The 23,190-nt window shown below is 53.5% G+C and carries 16 protein-coding genes and 1 riboswitch; of the genes, 10 read left to right on the plus strand and 6 right to left on the minus strand.

What is annotated here, in order from left to right:
* Position 1 precedes the first annotated feature (1 nt).
* The 5 genes from LG200_RS12625 to thiC all read right to left on the minus strand — a co-directional run bounded on the left by LG200_RS12625 (position 2) and on the right by thiC (position 7,445).
* A complete protein-coding gene (locus tag LG200_RS12625) occupies positions 2-2,695 on the minus strand; it encodes an AsmA family protein (protein ID WP_226757982.1) in 2,694 nt (897 codons plus the stop codon).
* 131 nt (positions 2,696-2,826) lie between these two features.
* The gene (locus LG200_RS12630) at positions 2,827-3,636 is read right to left on the minus strand and encodes an undecaprenyl-diphosphate phosphatase (RefSeq protein ID WP_226757983.1); all 810 of its coding nucleotides are present in this window, start codon (positions 3,634-3,636) and stop codon (positions 2,827-2,829) included.
* 140 nt (positions 3,637-3,776) lie between these two features.
* Positions 3,777-4,175, minus strand: a complete 399-nt coding sequence (locus LG200_RS12635; protein WP_226757984.1) for a YidB family protein — start codon at positions 4,173-4,175, stop codon at positions 3,777-3,779.
* A gap of 58 nt (positions 4,176-4,233) precedes the next feature.
* Complete coding sequence (locus LG200_RS12640) at positions 4,234-5,397, minus strand: pseudouridine synthase (RefSeq protein ID WP_226757985.1); 1,164 nt, start codon at positions 5,395-5,397, stop codon at positions 4,234-4,236.
* A 161-nt stretch (positions 5,398-5,558) separates the two neighbouring features.
* A complete protein-coding gene (gene thiC, locus LG200_RS12645) occupies positions 5,559-7,445 on the minus strand; it encodes a phosphomethylpyrimidine synthase ThiC (RefSeq protein WP_226757986.1) in 1,887 nt (628 codons plus the stop codon).
* Positions 7,446-7,516: 71 nt separating this feature from the next.
* A riboswitch (TPP riboswitch) is annotated at positions 7,517-7,620 on the minus strand.
* A 534-nt stretch (positions 7,621-8,154) separates the two neighbouring features.
* On the opposite strand from thiC, the gene LG200_RS12650 reads away from it, so the two are divergent.
* The 6 genes from LG200_RS12650 to LG200_RS12675 all read left to right on the plus strand — a co-directional run bounded on the left by LG200_RS12650 (position 8,155) and on the right by LG200_RS12675 (position 15,898).
* Positions 8,155-8,814, plus strand: coding sequence for a protein-L-isoaspartate O-methyltransferase family protein (locus LG200_RS12650; RefSeq protein WP_226757987.1), 660 nt, complete (start codon positions 8,155-8,157; stop codon positions 8,812-8,814).
* A gap of 114 nt (positions 8,815-8,928) precedes the next feature.
* Positions 8,929-9,573, plus strand: a complete 645-nt coding sequence (locus tag LG200_RS12655) for a TetR/AcrR family transcriptional regulator (RefSeq protein WP_226757988.1) — start codon at positions 8,929-8,931, stop codon at positions 9,571-9,573.
* Positions 9,574-9,584: 11 nt separating this feature from the next.
* Positions 9,585-10,745 (plus strand): efflux RND transporter periplasmic adaptor subunit, encoded by a 1,161-nt coding sequence (locus tag LG200_RS12660; RefSeq protein ID WP_226757989.1) that lies wholly within the window; start codon positions 9,585-9,587, stop codon positions 10,743-10,745.
* Positions 10,742-13,930 (plus strand): efflux RND transporter permease subunit, encoded by a 3,189-nt coding sequence (locus LG200_RS12665; protein ID WP_226757990.1) that lies wholly within the window; start codon positions 10,742-10,744, stop codon positions 13,928-13,930. The genes LG200_RS12660 and LG200_RS12665 overlap by 4 nt, the downstream gene beginning before the upstream one ends.
* Before the next feature lie 22 nt (positions 13,931-13,952).
* Entirely contained in the window at positions 13,953-15,323 is a 1,371-nt protein-coding gene (locus LG200_RS12670) for a TolC family outer membrane protein (RefSeq protein ID WP_226757991.1), read from the plus strand.
* On the plus strand, positions 15,323-15,898 hold the full coding sequence (locus LG200_RS12675) for a hydrolase (protein ID WP_226757992.1): 576 nt from the start codon (positions 15,323-15,325) through the stop codon (positions 15,896-15,898). Before LG200_RS12670 ends, LG200_RS12675 begins: the two co-directional genes overlap by 1 nt.
* 26 nt (positions 15,899-15,924) lie before the next feature.
* Here the strand turns inward: LG200_RS12675 and waaA are convergent, their stop codons facing one another.
* Positions 15,925-17,199, minus strand: coding sequence for a lipid IV(A) 3-deoxy-D-manno-octulosonic acid transferase (gene waaA / locus LG200_RS12680; RefSeq protein ID WP_226758258.1), 1,275 nt, complete (start codon positions 17,197-17,199; stop codon positions 15,925-15,927).
* Positions 17,200-17,275: 76 nt separating this feature from the next.
* Here waaA and LG200_RS12685 point away from each other — a divergent pair, with 76 nt between their 5' ends.
* The 4 genes from LG200_RS12685 (at position 17,276) to LG200_RS12700 (ending at position 22,910) form a co-directional block, all read left to right on the plus strand.
* A complete protein-coding gene (locus LG200_RS12685; RefSeq protein WP_226757993.1) occupies positions 17,276-19,147 on the plus strand; it encodes a sensor histidine kinase in 1,872 nt (623 codons plus the stop codon).
* A complete protein-coding gene (locus LG200_RS12690) occupies positions 19,132-19,833 on the plus strand; it encodes a response regulator transcription factor (protein ID WP_226757994.1) in 702 nt (233 codons plus the stop codon). The genes LG200_RS12685 and LG200_RS12690 overlap by 16 nt, the downstream gene beginning before the upstream one ends.
* 110 nt (positions 19,834-19,943) lie before the next feature.
* Positions 19,944-21,959 carry an autotransporter family protein gene (locus tag LG200_RS12695; protein ID WP_226757995.1) on the plus strand — a complete coding sequence of 672 codons (2,016 nt, stop codon included), beginning with the start codon at positions 19,944-19,946 and terminating at the stop codon, positions 21,957-21,959.
* A gap of 108 nt (positions 21,960-22,067) precedes the next feature.
* Positions 22,068-22,910 (plus strand): alpha/beta hydrolase, encoded by an 843-nt coding sequence (locus tag LG200_RS12700; protein ID WP_226757996.1) that lies wholly within the window; start codon positions 22,068-22,070, stop codon positions 22,908-22,910.
* Positions 22,911-23,190: the final 280 nt, after the last annotated feature.

The raw sequence follows: 23,190 nt of genomic DNA on the forward strand, positions 1-23,190 counted from the left end.
CTCACAAGCCCAATAATTTATTGAGTTTCTTCTTGGCTTTGTCTTCAGGCGTGGTTGCTGCTGGAGGCTGATTATCAGTACTTTCCTGCTTCGGGTCGTCCTGCTTCTTTTTATTCAACAGGGATTTCAGGGCATCCTCGCGATTGCCCTCCAGCAGGTTCTTGACTGCGTCAGCCTTGGCACCGCCAGCCCCTTCAAGCAACTTTTTTTGGGCAAGCGCTGTGGCCAATCCTGCAAAATCTATCGCATAAGCCGGCTTGGCAAAAGTCCCGGTCAGCTTGACCGGTACAGTCAAGCCGTTTAGTTCCTGCAAGTCCGCACCGCCTTGCCCCTTGAGAGAAGCCACGACGGTGGGCTTGGCGAGATAATCAAGCTTCTCGTGTGCAATATCGATATTGCCGCTACCAGTGATACGGAACAGCGGGGCCTTCATGCTGAGATCCTGGTTATGCGCCACACCATTCTGGATGTTGAAGCTGGCCACCATCTCGCTGAAATCAGTTTTCTTGCTTTTATCTCCCTCCACATTGCTATTGCCCTTGAGCATATTGAGCTTATCCTTGGCCCCACGCAGGGTACCGGCAATATCAATGCCCTTGACCGCGCCATCGCTTAAATTGAGGGCAGCCTTGCCATTCAACGCCTGCTTGAACGCACCCACCGTATCCCCTTTGGTTGTCACATCAAGACTAAGGCTACCCTTGCCACTCAACATATCGTTATTGATGGCATCTACCAGCAAAGGGCCAACAGCAATTCCTTTCATGTCTTGCTTGATGGCGATGCTTGGCGTAGCACGGGCGTCAACCGTCAGGGCGCCATTCATGGAGCCCTCATAGAGGTTGGCGGAAAAAGGGGATAATTCGGCCACCCCCGAGTCCGCTTTTAGTTTGATGCGTACGTTGGTACTTTTGACATTGGCAAGTTTGAGCCAGCCTATCCGCAATTCGCCATTAGCGTTGAGTTGGCGCAGGGCACTTAAATCTATCGGCGCATCTGGATTCGCTGGCTGTGCAGCCGCTTCTTTCTTGGCAGGCTTGGCTTCGGAGTCAGTGATGTAACGGTCCGCATCCACCTTGTCGATATCCACGTCGAAATTATAGATAGGCTTGGCAAACCGGCTGATGCCAAACTTGCCCTTGATTGTGGTTTCATCCAGCTTGACGTTGAACGGGTTGACATTCAACTGCTCGCCATCTGCCTTGATGCCGAGTTTGAGGCCGGACAAGCGGTATTGCTCGTAAATAATGCTGCCTATATTGACGTTGCCCTGCAACAGAAGGTCCTTCAATGCGGAAAGGTCCGGCGCTGGCTCGTTGCCTTTGGCAGCCGTCTTGCCAGCTGGCTTTTCTGCAGGTTTGGCGCCTGCAGTCTTGCTACCCAATAGCTTGTTGAGGTCCAGCTTGTCACCGTTGAGGTTGAACCTGATATCTGGTTTGCTGAAACCGGCTACGGCCACATCGCCCTTGAGCTTGGTATCTTCCACATCCAGGCTGAAATCGCTGTTCACTTTTTCCTGCTTGATGTCAGCCAGGAGCTTGAGAGCAAAATCGCCCTGGGCTGCCCCTTTTGGCAACGCCTTATCCTTGATATCTATCTTGCCTGCGAGTTTGGGCAATTCAAACACAAGCTGTTCCAGATTACCTTTGAACGGAGATGAGAACTTGCTCTCCACGCTGCGCTCAGCCTGCTTGATGGATACTTCACCATTGATACCGCTGCTTTGCAATTCACGTGGCGAGCCCTTGATGTCCGCCAATACCAGCTTAGCCTTGAGGACATCCGAACCTTTTTCCTGGCTGAAAGCCAGTTCCGCCTGCTCCCCGCTCACCGTATCTTTCTGGACTACCAGCTTGGGAGCAGCGATATCCGCCGTTAACTTTGCGCCATCCAGGTTGCCCGAAAAAGCCAGTTTCAAGCTGTTAACCAACAGTTCCATATTCTCAGGCCTGGCGTCCATGTCACCAGTCAGCCGGATATCAGCACCACTGACAGTAGCAATATCGCCTTTGACCACTGCATCAAGCTTGCTTGCAGCAAAATGCTTGGCTTCAATATCGGCCATGAAATTGCCGTTGAGTTTAACTATTGCATTAATCTTGGGCTGTGTAGTAGCCAGTTGAAAATCCGTCGCCAGATCAAATGGCGTAGCCAAAGCGACGCGGCCTGTCTCGAGATTGAATTTGCTGATGCTATATTCGCTATCAGTCTGCTCATCACGGAAATTCACGGCGGAATTACTGACATTGACGCCTGAAATATCAAACTTGATCTGCTCGGATGGTTCTTCCTCATCCTGGCTCAGCAAATCATCAAAATTGGTAGTGCCATCCTTGTACCGCACGATATTGGCTCTCGCGCCATCTACGTAAACGGTATCAACCACCAAATCCTTCTTGAGCAATGGCAATAGTGCCAAGGATACTTTCAGGCCGTTGACTGCAGCAAACTCCTTGTCACTGTTATGCTCCGAAAGAGATATCCTGCCAAGGTCTGCACCAAGCTTGGGCCAGAAGGCGAGCTTGATGTCCCCTTCTATATTCAGCGTACGCTGCTTCTTATCCTTCACTAGTTTGACGATCATCGGTTTGTAATCATTGGGGTTAAACGTCGCGGCAAACACCGCCACGATAATGACCAGCACCAGCACGAAACCACCGAGGCCAAACAAGGAGTATTTAAGAAGTTTATTCATCAACTCTTCCTGGTTATTGGGAACGAGAGGGGGAAAGTTTAACACTGCCCGTCAGTATCGGGGCAGCCAGAATTAGATGAAGCCAGGCCATCCCAAACTGGGCAAGCTTAACCGTGGGGGATAGCCAGGCCTTACCAGTAGTAGGCAAGCACGATGACGCCGAGCGCAATCCGGTACCAGGCAAAACCCTTGAAATCGTGGTTGGCAACATAGCGAATCAGGGTCTTGATCGCGATCAATGCCGCCACAAAAGCCGTGATGAAACCCACCGCAAACATGGCAATATCATCTGCCACAAACAGGGCGCGGTTCTTGTAAACGTCATAGACAGTCGCCGCCACCATCACCGGAATTGCCAGAAAGAAGGAAAACTCCGTTGCCGTTTTACGATTTAGGCCAAAAATCATGCCTCCAAGGATAGTGGCACCTGAACGGGAGACTCCCGGCATGATCGCCAGTGCTTGCGCACAACCCACCTTGAGCGCCTGTAGAGGACTGATTTCGTTGAGGTTGGAGGTTTTCGCCGCAGGCGCATCATCATGCGAGTAAATCCTTTCCACCAGCAAGATGACAAAACCACCTACGATCAAGGCGCCCGCCACGGTAATAGGCGAGAACAGGTGCTCCTTGATGAAACTATGTAGTGCAAGGCCAAACAAGGCTGCAGGAAGAAAGGCAATGAACAGGTTGAGGATAAAGCGTTGCGACGTCGAGGCATGCAGGCTGGTTGCTATTCCTGTCAAGCGCGTGCGGTATTCCCAACACACAGCCAGGATCGCACCAAGCTGGATCACGATCTCGAATACCTTGCCTTTGTCATCATTGAAATTTAGCAGGTCGCCGATGATGATGAGGTGACCAGTACTGCTGATAGGGAGAAACTCGGTGGCACCTTCCACGATACCAAGTACAAATGCTTTGAGTAACAGTATGAAATCCATGTCTAGATGCTTTTCCTGAAGACTTTATTGTTGATGTTTGGTGCTATGCCCACTCAGACGCTATGCCAGGCAATGTTCTATCAGGACACCGTGAAACCGGCATGACATAAAATGGCAAGGCTTAATTCTGGATAATGCAGTTAGCTCCTAAGCAAGGAGAATGCCCGCGCCATCAGCTCCACTTGGCTGCTGGGGACTTTGCCATCAGGGCTTAGCTTGTCTATGACCTTGGGCAAATATTCAGCAAGCTTGCTGCCAAACTCATCTGCAGGCAGATCAAATTTTTGCGCCATGGCCGTGACGGCTTGTTGGCCAAACACCTGCACAACCTGCTGTAGGGAAAGAGGAAGGTTGTTACCCTGGCCCAGCCATGAGTTTACCTCGTCATCCAGGCCATTTTCACGGAGCTTGTTGAGCACGCCTTCCGCACCTCCGTACTGGTTGATCAGATCCAGCCCGGCCTGCAGCATCGGGTTGGAATTGCTCCCTCCTGCCAGCTTGCCCATCATTGAACCAGCGATACTATCGAACAAACCCATTGTTTTTCCTATCCTTTTTCAATTATGTAGTTGGCACACCACCTTATAGGTAGCCGCCTCAGAATCGCTCGCCAGGACGCAGATAGCGCCATGTGCCAACTGGCAGCTTGCCCAGGGTCACACTGCCTATGCGCACGCGCTTGAGTCCGACCACAGTCAGCCCCACCAGTTCGCACATGCGGCGAATCTGGCGCTTGCGTCCCTCGCGCAACACAAAGCGAAGCTGATCCTCGTTCTGCCAGGAGACCTTGGCCGGCTTGAGCTTCACTCCATCCAGACTCAGGCCGAAATTGAGTTTCTTCATGCCTTCTTCGCTCAGGACACCTTCGACACGCACCAGGTATTCCTTTTCCACCGTGGAATCCTCGCCTATCAACTGGCGTGCCACCCGGCCATCCTGGGTCAGCACCAGCAGACCGGTGGAATCAATATCAAGGCGCCCGGCAGGCGCCAGGCCATGCAAATGCCCTCGCTTGAAGGCGGTCTGGCTGGGGTCTTCTGTCCATTGATTGTCTGGATGCACCAGCACCACAGCTGGCTGGTAGCCATCCTCCGCCTGCCCTGACACATATCCCACCGGCTTGTGCAGCAAGATGGTAACAATCTCGGACTGATGCTTCTGCGCCTCTTTGCTGATCTTGATCTCAGCCTGTGGCGAAACACGGGTGCCCAGCACATCAATCACCTTGCCGTCCACATTTACCCAGCCATTGACGATGAATTCATCTGCTTCACGCCGTGAACACAAGCCAAGCTCAGCCATGCGCTTGGACAAGCGCGGTTGTTCGGGCTGGCTCGAAACTGGCGGTGGCGAAAATTTGGGATTGGTCTTTCTATCCTGATTGAACATGCCTTGCTCAAAACCGTCCCTGAACTTGCCTCCACGGCGAGGCGTATCACGATCGGCAAACTGGCGTGGCTGGTCATCTTTTTGACCGTGCTGTTGCCTTGCAGCAGCAGGCTTATTGCCGCTTGGGTTTCTGCCTGCTCTTTCAGCCGAAGCCCTGGCAGTCTCTGGTTTGGCCTGGCGCTCCCTGCCAGGTGCAGGAGCCGTTGCAGGTCTCGATTGGGTCTTGCCAGGCTGGGGAGCTTCAGCAACACGGATTTTTGGTGCTGGCGCTGTTGTACGAGAACGCTTGGCGGGATCCGCGCGGCGCACCGGTGGCTTGCTCACATCTTTTGCAATGGAAGTAGAACCGGGTTTCAGTTTGAGCGTGGTCATGGAGTGATTTTAACATAGCGACCTCGGCAGGTCTGGACAGCTTGATATAGCATTCCCGCCTTGAAATGACTTTCACAGCAAGCGTACAAATAAAAAAAGCTGACAGCTTAACTGTCAGCTTTATTCATTGGGGTCATATGGCAACCATACTAATACCGCGGCTAGACTTTCTGGTAAACCTCCGAGCCTTTCTTGACGAACTCAATCGCCTTTTCCTGCATGCCCTTGCTCAAGGCCTCCGCTTCATCCACACCCAGCTTGTCAGCATAGTCCCGTACGTCTTGCGTGATCTTCATGGAGCAGAAATGCGGCCCGCACATGGAGCAGAAGTGTGCCTGTTTTGCACCTTCCTGCGGCAAGGTTTCATCGTGGAATTCCTTCGCTTTTTCCGGGTCGAGGCCGAGGTTGAACTGGTCTTCCCAACGGAACTCGAAACGCGCCTTGGACAAGGCATTGTCGCGAATCTGTGCGCCGGGGTGGCCCTTGGCCAAATCGGCAGCATGGGCAGCAATCTTGTAGGTGATGATACCGACGCGTACGTCTTCCTTGTCAGGCAGGCCTAGGTGCTCCTTGGGGGTTACGTAGCACAACATGGCACAACCGTACCAGCCAATCATGGCAGCGCCTATGCCTGAGGTGATGTGGTCGTAGCCAGGAGCGATATCCGTAGTCAATGGACCAAGCGTGTAGAACGGGGCTTCGCCGCAGTGTTCCAGTTGCAGATCCATGTTTTCCTTGATCAGGTGCATGGGCACATGGCCTGGACCTTCGATCATGCATTGCACATCATGCTTCCAGGCGATCTGTGTAAGCTCGCCCAGTGTCTTCAGCTCGGCAAATTGGGCTGCGTCGTTGGCATCATAGATGGAACCCGGACGCAAGCCGTCACCTAGGCTGAAGGAAACATCGTACTGCTTCATGATTTCGCAGATGTCTTCGAAATGCTCGTACAGGAATGACTCTTTGTGGTGGGCCAGACACCACTTGGCCATGATGGAGCCGCCACGGCTGACAATGCCGGTCATGCGCTTGGCGGTCATCGGGATGTAAGCCAGACGCACGCCAGCGTGGATAGTGAAGTAATCCACACCTTGCTCTGCCTGCTCGATCAAGGTATCGCGGAAGATTTCCCAGGTCAGGTCTTCAGCCTTGCCGTTCACCTTTTCTAGGGCTTGATAGATAGGCACAGTGCCGATAGGTACTGGCGAGTTGCGGATGATCCACTCGCGGGTTTCGTGGATATTCTTGCCGGTAGACAAATCCATCACGGTATCGCCGCCCCAGCGCGTACCCCAGACCATCTTCTCAACTTCCTCAGAAATGGAGGAACCCAATGCGGAATTGCCGATATTGGCATTGATCTTCACCAGGAAATTACGGCCTATGATCATAGGCTCGATTTCAGGATGGTTGATGTTCAAAGGAATAATCGCACGGCCACGCGCGACTTCATCACGTACGAATTCAGGAGTGATCACCTTGGGAATAGAAGCACCGAAATCATGGCCGGCATGCTGAGTTTGCAGCAACTCGGACATATTTTCGCGGCGCTGGTTTTCGCGGATGGCAATATATTCCATTTCAGGCGTAATGATGCCTTGACGCGCATAGTGCATCTGGCTCACGTTCATGCCCGGCTTGGCGCGGCGCGGCTTGCGGGTAAGGTTGAAACGCATGGCTGCCAGCGCAGGATCCACCTTGCGTTGTTGGCCGAACTCGGAACTCGGTCCATCCAGTTGCTCGGTATCGTTACGCTCTTCAATCCACTTGGCCCGCAACGCCGGCAAACCGTCACGGATATCGATTTTCACGTCAGGATCGGTATAAGGGCCGGAAGTGTCATACACCACGACTGGCGGGTTCTTCTCCGCACCGAATGCTGACGGTGTGTCAGAGAGAGTAATTTCACGAAAAGGCACGCGGATATCAGGACGCGAACCTTCAACGTAGATTTTGCGGGAATTGGCAAAGGGCTGCTTGGTGCCTGCATCAATTTCCGCGGTCTCATTCAGGAATTTGGCATGCAGGTTTTTGTCGGTGGCGTTCATTCATGGCTCCAAAAGATGCAGGGAGCGATGGAAATTTCACGGGGAATTATCGAATGATAATAGTGAACCTATGAAACCTTCAGCCGCTTCCCTACGGCGGGATGATCCGCGTCAGGTTCAAAGGGTAACTCTCACTGTAATCCTGAACAGGAAATACAGACCCCCAGCGATAGGTGGAATTTACGTTAAAACCCTGGTTAAATCAAGCTTATAGTGCGCAATTCATGCTTGGTTGCATCTGGTTTCGGTACTATCAGACCGGCAGCCAGACCTCCTCCTTGACAAGCACATCCACCATATAGCGAGCATTCACTTAGCCAAGTGCCTCCGGAGTTCTGCATAATGGCACAGCATGGCTGCCTGGGAATGCCTGCATAAGATGAGCGTTGTACCATGGAAATAAATCGCATTCCAGCAGACCGTCCAGCACCTGCTGGGAGACTTATGGCGCAATGCATTGTCTGCTGACAAGTTTACCGGCTACATATGCTTACTGTTTGCCCAGTAAAACCTTCTGCCAGAATAATGTGTGCCAGCTTGGGCTTGCTTGACATCGGTGAGCGTTCACTCTGGTATAAGCTCAGTCGTTATAAGCTGGAAAAACACACCGAACTCCAGGCAGGTTAACAATCGAAATTCAGCACAGCATTGAAACTCTGGCGACTGGCGCTATAATCGGCAAACCAATAGCCATGCGATGGATGATGTGATGCATAAAGATGTAGAGCAAGCCCGCTTCAACATGATCGAGCAGCAGATCCGCCCCTGGGAGGTCCTGGACGGTAGTGTTCTGGACTTGCTGGGGAAAGTGCCCCGTGAAGCGTTTGTACCTGAGCAATACCGGGGCCTTGCATTTGCAGACCTCGAAATTCCCATCGGGTTTGGGCAGACCATGCTGTCTCCCAAAATGGAAGGCCGCATCCTGCAGGCGTTGGAAATCAAGCCGACAGACAAAGTACTGGAAATCGGCACGGGCAGCGGCTACCTCACTGCCTTGCTTGCCACATTGGCAAGGGAGGTGCACAGCATAGAAATCAATGCTGAACTCAGCCAGTCAGCCCAGCTTAGACTTGCGCAGCAGCAGCTGACCAACGTGACATTGCACGTTGGAGATGGTGCCATGGGCTGGCCAAGCAATGGTCCTTATGACGTGATTGTCTTCACCGGCTCTCTGCCTCTATTGCCTGAGCAAATACAACAATCGCTGCATGTAAACGGCCGCCTGTTTGCCGTGATCGGGGAAGCACCGGCTATGGAAGCCACCATGATCCAGCGCATTGGCGCAGACACTTTCCGCAGGGACATCCTGTTTGAAACCTGCCTGCCCGAACTGGACAATGCAGCGCAGCCAGAACGTTTCACTTTCTAACTAAGTCACAGGAATCCAACAAAAGCAGCATGATTGCTGCTTTTTTATTCCCAATAACTTTACACCGTTAAATTAACAGTGTTCTAATAATAAAAATCATTATTTGGCTCACTCATGCCCCGGAGACATAAAACCCCAGAAGAACGCCAGCGGCTGAAAATGCTGATACTTGATGCAGCGCGGCAGCTCTTCATAGAACGTGGCATTGAAGCTGTTTCCATGAGGGAGATCGCCAAACGCATGGCCTACTCTCCCACCACCATCTACCTGCATTTCGCCGACAAGAACGATTTATTGCAAACCCTGTGCGACAACGACTTCCTGATCCTAGCTAATGATCTACAGCACATCAATGCCTCCAGCAAACAGGACATCACCGAACAATTGAGGCAGCTCTGCACGGCCTATTCCCGCTACGCGCTGGCTTACCCCAATCACTACCGCTTCATGTTCATGACACCCAAGCCTGTCAACAGCAAGGAAAAATCCAGGATCCGCCAGGGCAATGTAGAGCAGGACGCCTATGCGTTCCTGCGTTCCATGGTTACACAGGCATTCGAACAGCAGGTTTTTCGCCCTGAACTACAAAACATAGACCTGATTGCACAGACAATGTGGGCCGGCATTCATGGAGTGTGCGCCCTGGAAATCAGCATGATAGAAGATGACTGGGTAGATTGGCAGCCTATAGAACAACGGGTGTTTCTCATGCAGGAAGCCTTGATTCAAGGTCTTGTCAGACCCAGGCCAGTTCACTAGGAAATACATATATGATCAAGAAATCCGCGCTAATCAAAAGCTTCCCGAGAGATGCATCGCCGGCAAGCAACCAGCAAATGGCGGTCAGCAGGCCTCAGCGGCCTTACACACTGTGGCTCGTCAGCCTGGCGATCCCTGCGCTTGTTGCTTGCCAGAAACCAGCTCCGGAAACTCCTCCACCGAGACCTGCGCTGGTAATGAAAGTGAGCATTGCAGATGACATCAACCATGGGCATTGGCTTACCGGAGAAGTTCGTCCTCGCTATGAGTCAGCCCAGGGGTTCCGTATTGCAGGGAAGATTGTCCAGCGTTATGTGGAAGTGGGAAACCACGTCAGAAAGGGGCAGGCACTCGCCAGGCTGGATGCAGAGGATAATAACCTATCCCTCGCCTCGGCCCAGGCCGCTCTCCATGCTGCAGAGGCAGAACTGGCATTGGCAGCGGCCGACAGCAAACGCCAGCGCCAACTCTTCGAGCAACGCTTTATTTCCGCGGCTGCGCTGGACTCTGTGGAAACCCGCCTGAAATCATCCCATGCGCAGGTCCAGCAGGCAAAAGCCCAGGAAAATGTAGCCAGCAACCAGGCCCGATACACCATGCTGACTGCAGAGCGTGATGGTGTAGTCACAAGCATCACTGCAGAGCCGGGACAAGTAGTGAGTGCAGGGCAAACCATCGCACGCATCGCCGTGCCTGAAATACTGGAAGTCACCATCGCCATCCCTGAATCCCGCATGCAGAACAGGCTCACTGGAGATTCTGCGGTCATTCGCCTCTGGGCTAACCGTGACAAGGCTTATCAAGGGCGCATCAGGGAAATAGCGCCCGCAGCTGATCCGGCAACCCGCACTTTTCAGACGCAGGTGTCATTGCTGGATCCCGATGAACACGTACAGATCGGCATGACGGCCGGTGTCAGGCTGGATGATAATCAGCATGGATTTTTATTGCCTACCACTGCCGTTTCCCAGCAAAACGGACAGGCTGAAATATGGGTGCTTGATGCCAGCAACCAGGTACACCCTCAAGCCGTCAGCATTGGCGGCTATAGCGAACAAGGCGTCAGCATTCTTTCCGGCCTCATTGGCGGCGAAACCATCGTGATCACCGGCATACACACCCTCACTGACGGACAGGTCGTCACACCGGTCAATGCCGAGGTTAACCGATGAGTGAACAGCGCGGACATTTCAACCTTTCGGACTGGGCACTGCATCACCGCAGCCTTGTGCTTTATTTCATGCTGGTACTGACCGTAGCAGGCATGCTGGCCTACACCCAGCTAGGCCAGTCTGAGGATCCTCCCTTCACATTCAAGGTGATGGTAGTACGCACTTCGTGGCCTGGCGCCAGCGCCCACGAAGTGGAACAACAGGTGACGGACAAGTTGGAAAAAAAACTCCAGGAACTGGCCTACCTGGATATCCTGCGCAGTTATTCCCGTCCCGGCGAATCACTGATTTTCATCCTGGCCAAGGACTCAACACCTCCATCTGCAGTGCCTGATGTCTGGTACCAGGCAAGAAAAAAGATCGGCGACATCCGCAACACCTTGCCTGATGGCGTCCATGGACCATGGTTCAATGACGAATTTGGCGACGTGTACGGCAATCTCTATGCCCTGCATGGGGACGGCTATGACTATGCCGAATTGAAGAAGCAAGCCGACTCCATCCGGGGTGAACTGCTCAAGATCAAGGATGTAGCCAAGGTTGAGTTTGTTGGAGAACAAGCCCAGCGCATCTATATAGAACTGGCAAACGCCAAACTGGCCACACTGGGCATCAACACCAACACCCTGCTGGAAACCCTGAGACAGCAAAACCAGGTGAACAGCGCCGGGGCCTATGACAGCGGACCGGAACATCTCCGGATCGCCGTCAGCGGACGCTTTGACCGGCTGGATAATTTGCGGGACCTGAAGCTGCGGGCCAATGGCAATGAATTCAACCTGGGGGATATCGCCAGGATCTACCGAGGTTTTGAAGACCCGCCAACTTCGCGTGTACGCTTTATGGGTAAAGAAACCCTGTTGCTGGGCGTGGCCATGAACAAGGGCGGCGACATCATTCAACTTGGCCGCGCACTGGATCAGACTACCGCTCACATCAGCGCCCAACTGCCCGTGGGATTGCATTTGGACAACGTATCCTCCCAGCCCAGGGCCGTCATCAATTCGGTCAATGATTTTGTACACTCACTGGTAGAAGCGCTGGTGATTGTGTTGGGCGTCAGCCTGCTGTCACTGGGGCTGCGCACCGGCATCGTTGTCGCCATTGTCATTCCGGTAGTGCTTGCCATTACTTTTCTGCTAATGGAAATTTTTGACGTAGGCCTGCACAAGATTTCCCTGGGAGCATTGATCCTGGCCCTGGGCTTGCTGGTGGACGATGCCATCATTGCCGTGGAAATGATGTCTTCAAAGATGGAACAGGGCTGGGAACGCATGAAAGCAGCATCATTTGCCTTTACCTCCACTGCCATACCAATGCTGACTGGCACGCTGGTGACCGTGGCGGGCTTCCTGCCGATTGCCACCGCCGAATCTGCAACTGGCGAATATACCCGCTCGATCTTCCAGGTCTCAGCCATTGCATTGCTGGTATCCTGGGTGGCTGCCGTGATTTTTGTACCCTACCTCGGCTATTACCTGCTGCCTGACTATCAAAAACAAGCCGGTACGCCACCTTCCCGAGCCGCCTGCTGGCTGCAACGCATAGCTCCCAGGCTGGGCCGGTATATGGCAGCACGCAGGCAGCAACACCTGCAGCATATTGCTGCCGGGGAACATGCCAATATTTACGACTCCCGTTTCTACCAACGCTTGCGTCGTCTGATCACGCATTGTGTACGCCACCGCTGGATCGTCATCCTGACCACACTGGCACTGTTCATCGCCTCAGTGGCTGGTTTTGGCCTGGTCCAGCAGCAGTTCTTCCCCGACTCCACACGGCCTGAACTGATTGTAGACCTGCGCCTGGCCGAAGGCTCATCCTACGCCGCCACCGATGCGGAAGTGAAAAAACTGGAGCAATGGCTGCATCAACAGCCAGGCATAGAAAACTATGTGGCTTATGTCGGCAGTGGCAGCCCGCGTTTCTACCTGCCGCTGGACCAACAACTGTCACAACGCAGCTTCGCCCAGTTTGTCATCCTTACCGAAGGTGGAACCCAACGTGAGGCTTTGCGCGGCAAATTGCTACATTTGTTTGATACGGACTTTCCCGCCTTGAGGGCATCAGTCCTACGCCTGGAGAATGGGCCACCGGTCGGCTTTCCTGTGCAGTTTCGGGTTTCTGGTCCTGAAGTGGGGAAAATCCGCGATATCAGCCATCAGGTGGCAGACATCATGCGCAGCAACCCCAATTTAACTAATGTGCAACTGGATTGGGAAGAGCCCGGCAAGGTCATGAAAGTAGAGGTGGACCAATCCAAGGCACGGCTACTGGGGGTCAGCTCCACTGATATTGCCAACCTGCTCAATGCCGCCATGCGCGGACTGTATGTCACCGAATTCCGTGACGGTATTGAGCGTATAGATGTCATGCTCCGCGGCGACACTATGGAGCGCACCCACCTTTCTCACCTGTCGGAGCTAATGGTGCCAACTGGTACGGGAACAAGCGTGCCTCTTTCGCAAATAGCCACGATTACTTCCAGTTTTGAAGATGCTGTGATCTGGCGCCGTAATCGCATGCCCACCATTACGGTGCGCGCTAACCTTAACGGCAACCTGCAAGCACCCGTGGTATCCGGACAAGTGGAAAACAAATTGGCGGATATCCGCCAGCATTTGCCACTGGGCTATGAACTGCAAACTGGCGGTGCAGTCGAGGAGTCTGCCAAGGGTGGCCAATCGGTGGCTGCTGGCGTGCCGCTGTTTATTTTTGCCGTGCTGACCATCCTGATGCTGCAACTGCAAAGCTTCTCGCGCACCATGCTGGTGTTACTGACCGCTCCGCTGGGCCTGATAGGGGTCACGATCGCATTGCTGATCTTCGACAAGCCATTCGGTTTTGTAGCCATGCTGGGTACCATTGCCCTGTCCGGCATGATCATGCGGAATTCTGTCATCCTGGTGGACCAGATTGAACAGGACAAACGTGATGGCAAGCCTGAATGGGAAGCAATAGTCGAATCAGCCGTGCGCCGCTTCCGCCCCATCATGCTGACAGCGGCCGCCGCCATCCTCGCCATGATCCCGCTCACCAGAAATACCTTCTTCGGCCCAATGGCCGTTGCCATCATGGGTGGATTAACCGTGGCTACCGTGCTGACGATATTGTCATTGCCAGCGCTGTATGCCGCCTGGTATCGGGTTAGAATGCCTGACAATCAATCCCTGACCCGGCATTAAAAGACTTCCAGAGATGAATACCATGACATTTGTTCACATCCACAGATACTTAATCATCCTGGCCATCACAGGGTTAAGCACATTTCAGGCTCAGGCTGAAGATGGACAGAACTTGCTTGATATATACCAAATGGCCGTCAGCAATGACCCCACCTGGGCTTCTGCACGCAGCGGCAATCTGGCAGCGCAGGAAAAGATCGAGCAGGGCAAGGCCTTGTACCGCCCCACCGTCAATTTCACCACTGATGCAAGCCATTCGGAAACCAATATCCGCTACCTGGGTCAGAATGCCATTTTCCGCAATGCGGGACGTGAGTCTTTTGAGACGTTTGGCTTCGGCGTCAATTTCAGCCAACCGATCTTCCGCAAGGAAAACTGGGTGCAATACAAGCAGGCACAAACCCAGGTTTCACAGGCCGACAAGCAGTTGATCCAGTCGCAGCAGGAGCTGATGTTACGCACAGCCCAGGTCTATTTTGACGTGCTGATCGCACAGGACCAGATCGACCTGATCAACAGCCAGAAAGCGGCCATCAGCAAGCAACTGGAACAGGCACAGGCCAACTTTGATGTCGGTACCGCTACCATTACCGATGTGAATGAAGCGCAGGCCAGGTTTGATTTGTTAAAGGCACAGGAAATCACCGCCCTCAATGACTATGAAGTACGCAAACGTGCAGTACAAGCCGTGATAGGCCGCCTGCCCGCACGCCTGGCAACGATGCGCGCAGATATCCATGCCCAGCCGCCAGAGCCACAGGAAATGGAAAAATGGGTAGAACTGGCAGCACAGAACAATCTTGCCCTGAGCATACAGCAGGAGGCACTGCGCCTTGCCACCCAGGAAGTCGAGCGCATGAACGCGGGCCACCTGCCGACACTGGATATGGTCGGCAGCTACAACGATGTGCGCGCTGGTGGCAGCCCCAACGGCTTTGGCAGTGACCTGCAGAATGCCACCATAGGCCTCAGGCTCAACATCCCACTCTATCAGGGTGGGGCTATCAGCTCTCGCGTGCGTGAAGCCGTGGCAAACCAGCAGAAAGCCATGGACGATGTAGAGGTAGTCCGCAGGCGTTCGGAGCTGGATACCCGCCAGGCTTACCTGAACCTGACCGGCAGCGTTGCCCAGGTCCAGGCATACGAACAGGCACTGAACTCCAGCCAGAGCCAGCTTGACTCAACCAACCTGGGTTATGAAGTCGGCGTACGCAATAGCGTAGACGTGCTCAATGCCCAGCAACAATTGTTCACTGCCAAGCGGGACCTGCTCCAATCCCGCTATAACTACCTGATGAACGTATTGAGGCTGAAATCCGCCACTGGCCTGCTCAATGAAAGCGACCTGGTACAAATCAACGAAAGGCTGATCAACGCCAGCAGGGCTGAATAATGCAAAGTCAAAACGCCATGAAAGCTTCCTTGCTGGCGCAAGCGGATCAAAGCCAGCTTATCATCATCGACATGCAGGAAAAACTGGCGGCGGCCATGCCCGAGGACAGCATGCAGGCAGTCATCCGGAATTGCAGCATCCTGATACAAGCAGCCAGGCTGCTTGAAGTACCTACGGTGTATACCGAGCAATATCCCAAAGGGCTGGGACCTACCCTGGCATCACTGCAAACCCTGCTTGAGAATATCCCCAGGATAGAGAAAATGGCCTTCTCCTGCCACGCCGTTCCCGCATTCCGCAGCCAGCTCACCACTGACCGACCGCAACTGGTCCTGACTGGCATGGAAACCCATATTTGCGTACTGCAAACCGCCATGGACTTGCACAAAAGCGGTCATCAGGTATTGATTGTAGAAGATGCGGTGCTCTCCCGCACCGCAGCCAACAAGGCCAATGCCATGGAAAGGTTGCGCCAGGCAGGTATAGTAGTCAGCAATACTGAATCCATTGTGTTTGAATGGCTTGGCCGTGCTGAAGGTGAGGCCTTCAAGCAGATCTCCCGGCTGGTGCGCTAACCCGATAGAAGCAGCGAGCCTGGCTGCTAGGGCTGGATATGCCTGGCCACCAGGTCAGCGACTCGCTGGGTGGCGCCACCCGCACTGGTACTGAACTCCAGTGCCTTCCAGCTCATCGCCTGGCGCAACTCCGGATCGCCATATAGACGCTTCAAGGCGCGCGCCAGATCAGCCACATCACTGACGCGCCAGGCTGCCTTGGCCGCAATCGCCAACTCGGTAGCCGCCGCAAAGTTGAATGTATGCGGACCGACCAACACCGGCTTGCTCATGGCGCTGGCCTCTATCAGGTTCTGTCCACCTAGCGGTTGCAGGCTGCCACCTATAAAAGCAGCATCGCAGGCTGCATAGTAGACAAACATCTCCCCCATGCTATCGCCCAGCAACACATTGATCTTGGCAGGCAGGGGATGTTCCAGACGCGAACGCCGCAGGAAATGAATACCCCGGCGATTAAGCAGGTTGGCCACCTCATCAAAACGTTGCGGATGACGAGGCACAATCACCGTCAATAGATGGGGAATCGCGGCGGCAGCCACTGCTTCCAGAATCATGGCTTCTTCCCCATCCCGCGTACTGGCAGCAAGAAACACCGGACGTTGCCTGCCCAACACGGCCCTCAACTCATCGCCCTGTGATGCAGCCTGTTGCGGAGGCATTACATCAAACTTGAGATTTCCCATCACCTCGACATTCAGGGTATGTTCCCCTGTCGCGCCCAATTCTCGCAGCCGTTTGGCATCCTGCTCAGTCTGGGCAGCAATGGCAGTTAAATTGTGCAAGCCCTGCGCCACCAGCCTGCCCACCTTGGCATAGCCATGCGCGGACTTGGCGGACAAGCGGGCATTCACCAGCAGGATAGGGATTTGGCGCCGCCTGCAGGCCGCAATCAGGTTGAACCAGAGCTCGGTTTCCATCAACAAGCCGATTTTGGGCTGGAAGTGACGCAAAAAGCGTGAAACCGCTCCCGGCGTGTCATAAGGCAGGTAACAACGCAGCACGCTATCGCCAAACAACAGCTCACCTGCCTCACGCCCTGTTGGCGTGGCATGCGTGATCAGTACCTGGTATTGGGGATAACGCTGTTGCAGTTCCTTGATCAGCGGTGCCGCTCCCCGTGTTTCACCCACCGACACACAATGCATCCAGATTACTGGCCTGGTAACCGGGACCTGGAAAAAGCCAAACCGCTCAGCCCAGTGCTGCAGGTATGCGGGTTGACGTACGCCCCGCCACAACAGGCGCAAAGGAGCAAATGGCAATAAAAGGTAGATCAGCAGGCTGTAAAGTAGGCGTGGCATGGGGGCGATTTTCGCATGAATGGCCAATGCATAACATCCTGCACGAATAAAAGGCATAATCACGCCATTCTGTTTGATGCATACATACCCGACTGCGGTGATTTCAAGAGCCTTCGTTTTTCTGCTGTTTCTTTGCCTGCCATGGATAAATGGTGTCCAGGCTGCGGACCTAATCGTCAAGCGCGAAGTATTCAGTGATGCCAGCGGGCAGTTGGATATTGCGCAAATCCAGCAGCAGGATTTTCAACCTGTCAAAAACCTGCTGACTGCTGGCTATACTCCCGCCAGCCAGTGGTTACGGATTACCGTCGGCCCAACTTCCGAAAAAACCATTGAACTCAGGATACGCCCCACTTACCTGGACGAAATCACGCTGTATTATCAGGAGCCTCAACAACCGGGGCAATGGCGATCAAAAGCAACAGGCGACCGTTATGCCTACCAGGACAGGGAACGCCGCCACGCCATCACGCATGGCTTCGTGATTAACGGGGGATCCACGCCTGCGGTGTACTATCTCAAGCTACGCACCACCAGCACTGCCTTGATGTATGTAGAAGCGCTGCCACACGCAGAGGCCAATCTCAAGGAAATGCGGCAGCATCTCATGATGGTGTTTTACCTGGCAATCATGCTCTGGCTAGGGTTCTGGTCAGCCAATGACTTCGTCAGCAGGCCGCACCTGCTCACAGGGCTATTCACTCTTTATCAAGCAGGCCATATCACCTATGCACTGGCCATCCTGGGCTATTTTGCTCCCTGGGTTTCCCAGCAGCATCCTGCGCTTAATGACACACTGACCAGCATTGCCATTCTCATGGTGACATGGGTGAGCATCTTCTTCCATTACACCCTGCTATCACAATACAAGCCCAATCGATGGGCCATGCGCATCTTGTTAGGCTTGACCGGCTTCTGCCCTGTTCTGATCTTTGGGTTATTCCATGGCTATGCCCGGGAAGCATTGGCGTGCAATGCCTACATCATCATTCTGGCGACCCTGCTTCTGCTCCCGATCACCATGAGTACACGCCGGGATAATCCACCGGAAATAGCACCCAGCCGCAGGATGCTACAAATCATTTATACCCTGCACACCTTGTCGCTTCTTGCCTCCATTCTGCCTATCATGGGCTGGTCCTCTGCCGCAGAATGGAACCTCAATGCGATATTGGGCCACAGCATGATTTCGGCATTGCTGATGTATATCATGCTGCAACAACGCTCAACCATGATTCGCAAGGAATCCGAAAGTGCCAAACTATCACTCGAACTCACACAACAGGAATTGACCCTGGAACGTCAGAAGCGCGATGAAATGGGCTATTTCATGGCCATGATCACCCATGAGCTCAAAACGCCCTTATCAGTCATCCGCCTGTCACTAGACACCCTGCAACTCACAGGTCCATCGAAACGGCATATCGAGCAAAGCATAACCGATATCAGCAGCATGATTGACCGCTGCGCCCAGATCAACAAGATGGAAGACCAGCATATCCAGGTCAACTATGAAGCATGCAACCCGGGGGCGCTCCTGCATACACTGATCACGGAGTACGCATGTGCAGCACGCATAGAACTCTCCATCCATATCCCTGGGCCATTCCACTGCGACCAGCTCATGCTAAGGCTCATTCTCAGGAACCTGCTTGAGAACGCATTAAAATACTCACCCACCAACAGCCCGATCTCCATCAGAATCAATGCACAGACCGAGAATGATGGCAGAAGCGGGGTTGCCATTTCATTTGAGAATAGCGTGGACCAGCCTCCCGACCTCATCCGCATCTTCGACAAATATTATCGTGAAGCCAACTCAAGCAAGCATACCGGTTTTGGCCTCGGGCTTTATTTGTCACGCACTGTCGCGTTATCATTGAATGGTTCGCTGAACGCAAGCGTGTATCATCACCGTATCAGACTCACCCTATGGCTACCCAATTGAATATCGTGGTTGTGGAAGACCACGACGCACTGAGAGAAGTTACCGTCAACGCCCTTTCCAGCAAGGGGCACCACGTCACCGGGCTGGAGTCGGCTGAGGCGCTGTACGAGCATCCCAACATCCAGTGCATCGACCTGATGCTCATCGATCTCAACCTGCCAGGTGAAAGCGGGCTGACCCTGACCCATCGCATCCGCCAGATTCATCCCAATGTCGGCATCATCATCGTCAGCGCCAACAATCTTGCCGAACACAAAATGCAGGGCTACGACCAAGGTGCCGACATCTATCTGACCAAGCCTGCTGCCCTTGAAGAACTCAATAGCGCCATCAATGCGCTGACCAGGCGGATTAAGCCCCAGCAAAGCCCGAGCCTGTCTTGCCTGACGCTTCACTCCAGGACACGCCAGCTAGTCCTGCATCAGACAAGCATCTCCCTCAACTCCCAGGAGGCCTCTGTGGTCTTGGCCTTGCTGCGCGCGCCCGACCAACGCCTGGAAACCTGGCAACTGCTCGAGGTGGCGGGTCGCGATCATCCCGATTACAGCAAGGCGTCGCTCGAGGTGCTGATTGTCCGTCTCAGGAAAAAACTCACGCAGATCAGCCCGCAACCAGACTTGAACCCTATCCAGGCCATCCGCAACTATGGCTACCAACTCTGCGCCAGCATCACTATCGCCGATTAACCCTACATCCTGTAGGTTTCTGTAGGTTTTCTCCCCTCTTCCTTTGCTAGCATCCCGGCTCGTGCCAGATACATTGCACTTATTACATATTGTTATTCTCGGGGGGATTCATGAAACAGATACATACAGACAGGCACCAGTTGCCAGAAACCAAGCATTGTTCAGCAAAGCCCCGCCTTGGCACGCTTCTGGTAGCTAGCGCACTGGCCTCCATGTCGATGATGGCAGGCACCCAGGCATGGGCAGCCCCAGGCATTTGTGGCAGCGGGAGCACGTCCACCATCAATAGCGCCGAGACAAGCCAATGTCTGCCAGATAACAATGAAACCGTGACTGTTACCAGCGCAGGTAGCATCACCCCAAGCAGCGGAGCAGCGATTGATGCAAGCAGCCACACAGGCATTATCATCAACAATAGCGGCCTGATTGACGGCAATGTCATATTGGGCGGTGCCACGCTTAATCTTGAAGACACCAGCGGCCGCATTACCGGCACAATCACAGGAACAACAGGTTCCGCTATAAACATCAATGGTACTTTCACACAAGAAAACGCCATCAATGTTGGAGGAGTCACTATTGCAAGCACCGGCATATTTATACCTGGCAACTATGATGCCGGTCAGGCCATTTCCGGTAATATCGAGAATAACGGCAGAGTAGTACTCACTTCAGATAACCCGCACGGCCATATTAATGGCGATTACCACCAAACTGCTAATGCCATCCTTGAGATTGGTGCACGCGGTGCATCATACGGCGAGTATGGCCGACTGCATGTTCTTGGCAATGCCACCTTTGATGCCGGCACGGGTTTGCATGTCAATGTCGCTCAAGTGAATACCCTAGCCAATAACGACGTCTTGTCTAGCGTGGTCTATACCAGCGGGCTTACCGCAAGCACCTTCACCATCACCGACAACAGCCAGTTATTCAGCTTTGAAGCCATCGTGAACGGCAATAACATCGACCTCAAGACCATTGCCGCCAGCAGTAGCGGCGTGCTCAACAGCGTCAGGAACGAAGGCTTTGGCCAAGGCGTAGGTGCTGCGCGGGTATTGGACAATTTTGTGGTGGGCGGCGCTACGGGCGACATGGCGAATGTGGTCACAGCATTCGGCAAGCTGGGTTCCGACAGTGCAGTCTCCAACGCTGTTGCCCAGACCCTGCCGTTAATGAGCGCCAGCATAGACCAAGTGGCCACCAACAGCATGCGCGGTACCAACCGTGTCATCCAGGCCCGTCAGGAAGGCAATATCGGACGTTCTTCCGGAGAAGGTTTCCTGGGCGACAAATATTTCTGGTTCAAGCCGATTGCGGCCAAAGCCAACCAGGGCAACCGCAATGGCGTGGCAGGCTACAATGCCGATACCTATGGCTTCATCATCGGGGCTGACGCTGAAGTCAATGACACCAACCGACTGGGTGTCGCATTCTCGTATATGAACAGCAACGTGGACGGTAAATCGACCTCGCGCTACAACGGCGCTGATATCGACGCTTACCAAGTGATTGCCTATGGCAGCCACAACCTGGCCAACGATCCCGATGTAGAGATCAATTGGCAGGCCGACTTCGGCATCAACAAGAACGATGGCCGCCGCACGATCAATTTTGGCGGCTTGAACCGGGTAGCGAAGTCTGACTTCGACAGCACCACTGCACACATAGGTGCTGGCATCAGCCGCAGCATCCAGCTGAGCGAAAGAACCTCCTTCATTCCATCCGCCCGTGCTGACTACTTCTGGATCCGCAACGAATCCTATACAGAAAAAGGTGCTGATGCGCTGAACCTGAAGGTAGGCAGCGCCACCAGCGAGCAGTTGATTGCCATGGTGGAAGGCCGCTTGCAGCATCGCCTGACCGATCGTGCAGCATTCACTGCCAACGCCGGTGTCGGGTATGACCTATTCGATGAGCAAAACAGCATTTCTGCCAGCTATGTAGGTGGTGGTGCAGCGTTCCGTACCCAAGGGCTGGAACTGAGCCCATGGATTGGTCGTGCCGGTCTCGGCTTGACCGTCAATGCATCAGAACGCACCGAGATCACAGCACGTTACGATGTAGAAGGCCGCAGTGACTTTGTAGGCCAGACAGCATCACTCAAGGTGCGTTGGGCGTTCTAATACCTCTCCCAGGAATAGTTGATCTGCAAAAGCCCGCTTGCGCGGGCTTTTGCTTATGGCGCAATCATCAGTTACTGTTACAACAAAACACTACAACACTGCATGCATATGAAACCCGGCCTTTTCTTCGTCATCAGTTTCTGTCTCTCTGCATGCACGGAAATGCCCACTGTGCAGGATAGGCATATTGCTGCAGAGAAAGTGGCTTATGATGCTGGTTGGCAACGCTTGAATCTGGATGCAGGGGCATTTGTGCTGGCTGCATTTGTTCCACCTGACCTGCCTCGCTCCGATACCCTGACGATTTACATTGAAGGAGACGGGCTTGCCTGGGTCAACTCATACACACCGTCATTCGACCCCACACCACGTAATCCATTGGCATTAAAACTCGCCTTAGACGATCCCAACCATCATGCAGTCTACCTAGCGCGACCTTGCCAATATGTGGATGCAGAAGATCGAAAGAACTGTAGCACCCGTTACTGGACAAACGAACGATTCGCACCTGCAGTCGTTGCCTCTATAGATCGGGCCATCACTCAATTGAAGCAACGATATGGTGCCCTGCATCTTGTGCTGGTGGGATATTCAGGTGGTGGTGCGGTGGCGGCGCTGGTGGCCGCCAGACGCCATGACATCAAGAAACTCATCACAGTTGCTGGCAACCTGGACACAGCGGCATGGACATCACAACAACAATTAAGCCCATTGACCGGCTCACTCAACCCTGCCGATGCCTGGCCTCAGCTTGCATCCGTGCCTCAATTACATTACGCAGGCGAGCACGACAATGTGATTGGGCCTGTCTTGACGAAGTCCTACCAAAACCGGTTCCCCAGAGAGAAACTGCCAGAGATCGTCATCATTCCTGGGTTTGACCACTACTGTTGCTGGATAGAAGCGTGGCCCAGGCTGATGACGACACCAGAAGTACCACTATCCAAATAACCTTTAACGCATATTTTGAGCGATGCTTTTTTACTGGCATTGCAAGCTTTGCAGTATTGCTCAACCTCATCTTCTTGATCTTTCCTGCCCGGATTGGCCCAGATCATTTATTTTGACTTTAGTGAGCAAGGACTTACCCTAACCTAAATCGCCGCGACTCAAGGCATGCCGGGACATGCCAGTTTTTAATGCTCTAAAATTGCGCGCACGCACCAAAAATTACCCTTGACCAACACAATAAAATGACATAATTTTTCATGACATCACTATATCTTGTGGT

The organism is Methylobacillus caricis (genome assembly GCF_020532705.1).
Classification (GTDB): domain Bacteria; phylum Pseudomonadota; class Gammaproteobacteria; order Burkholderiales; family Methylophilaceae; genus Methylobacillus; species Methylobacillus caricis.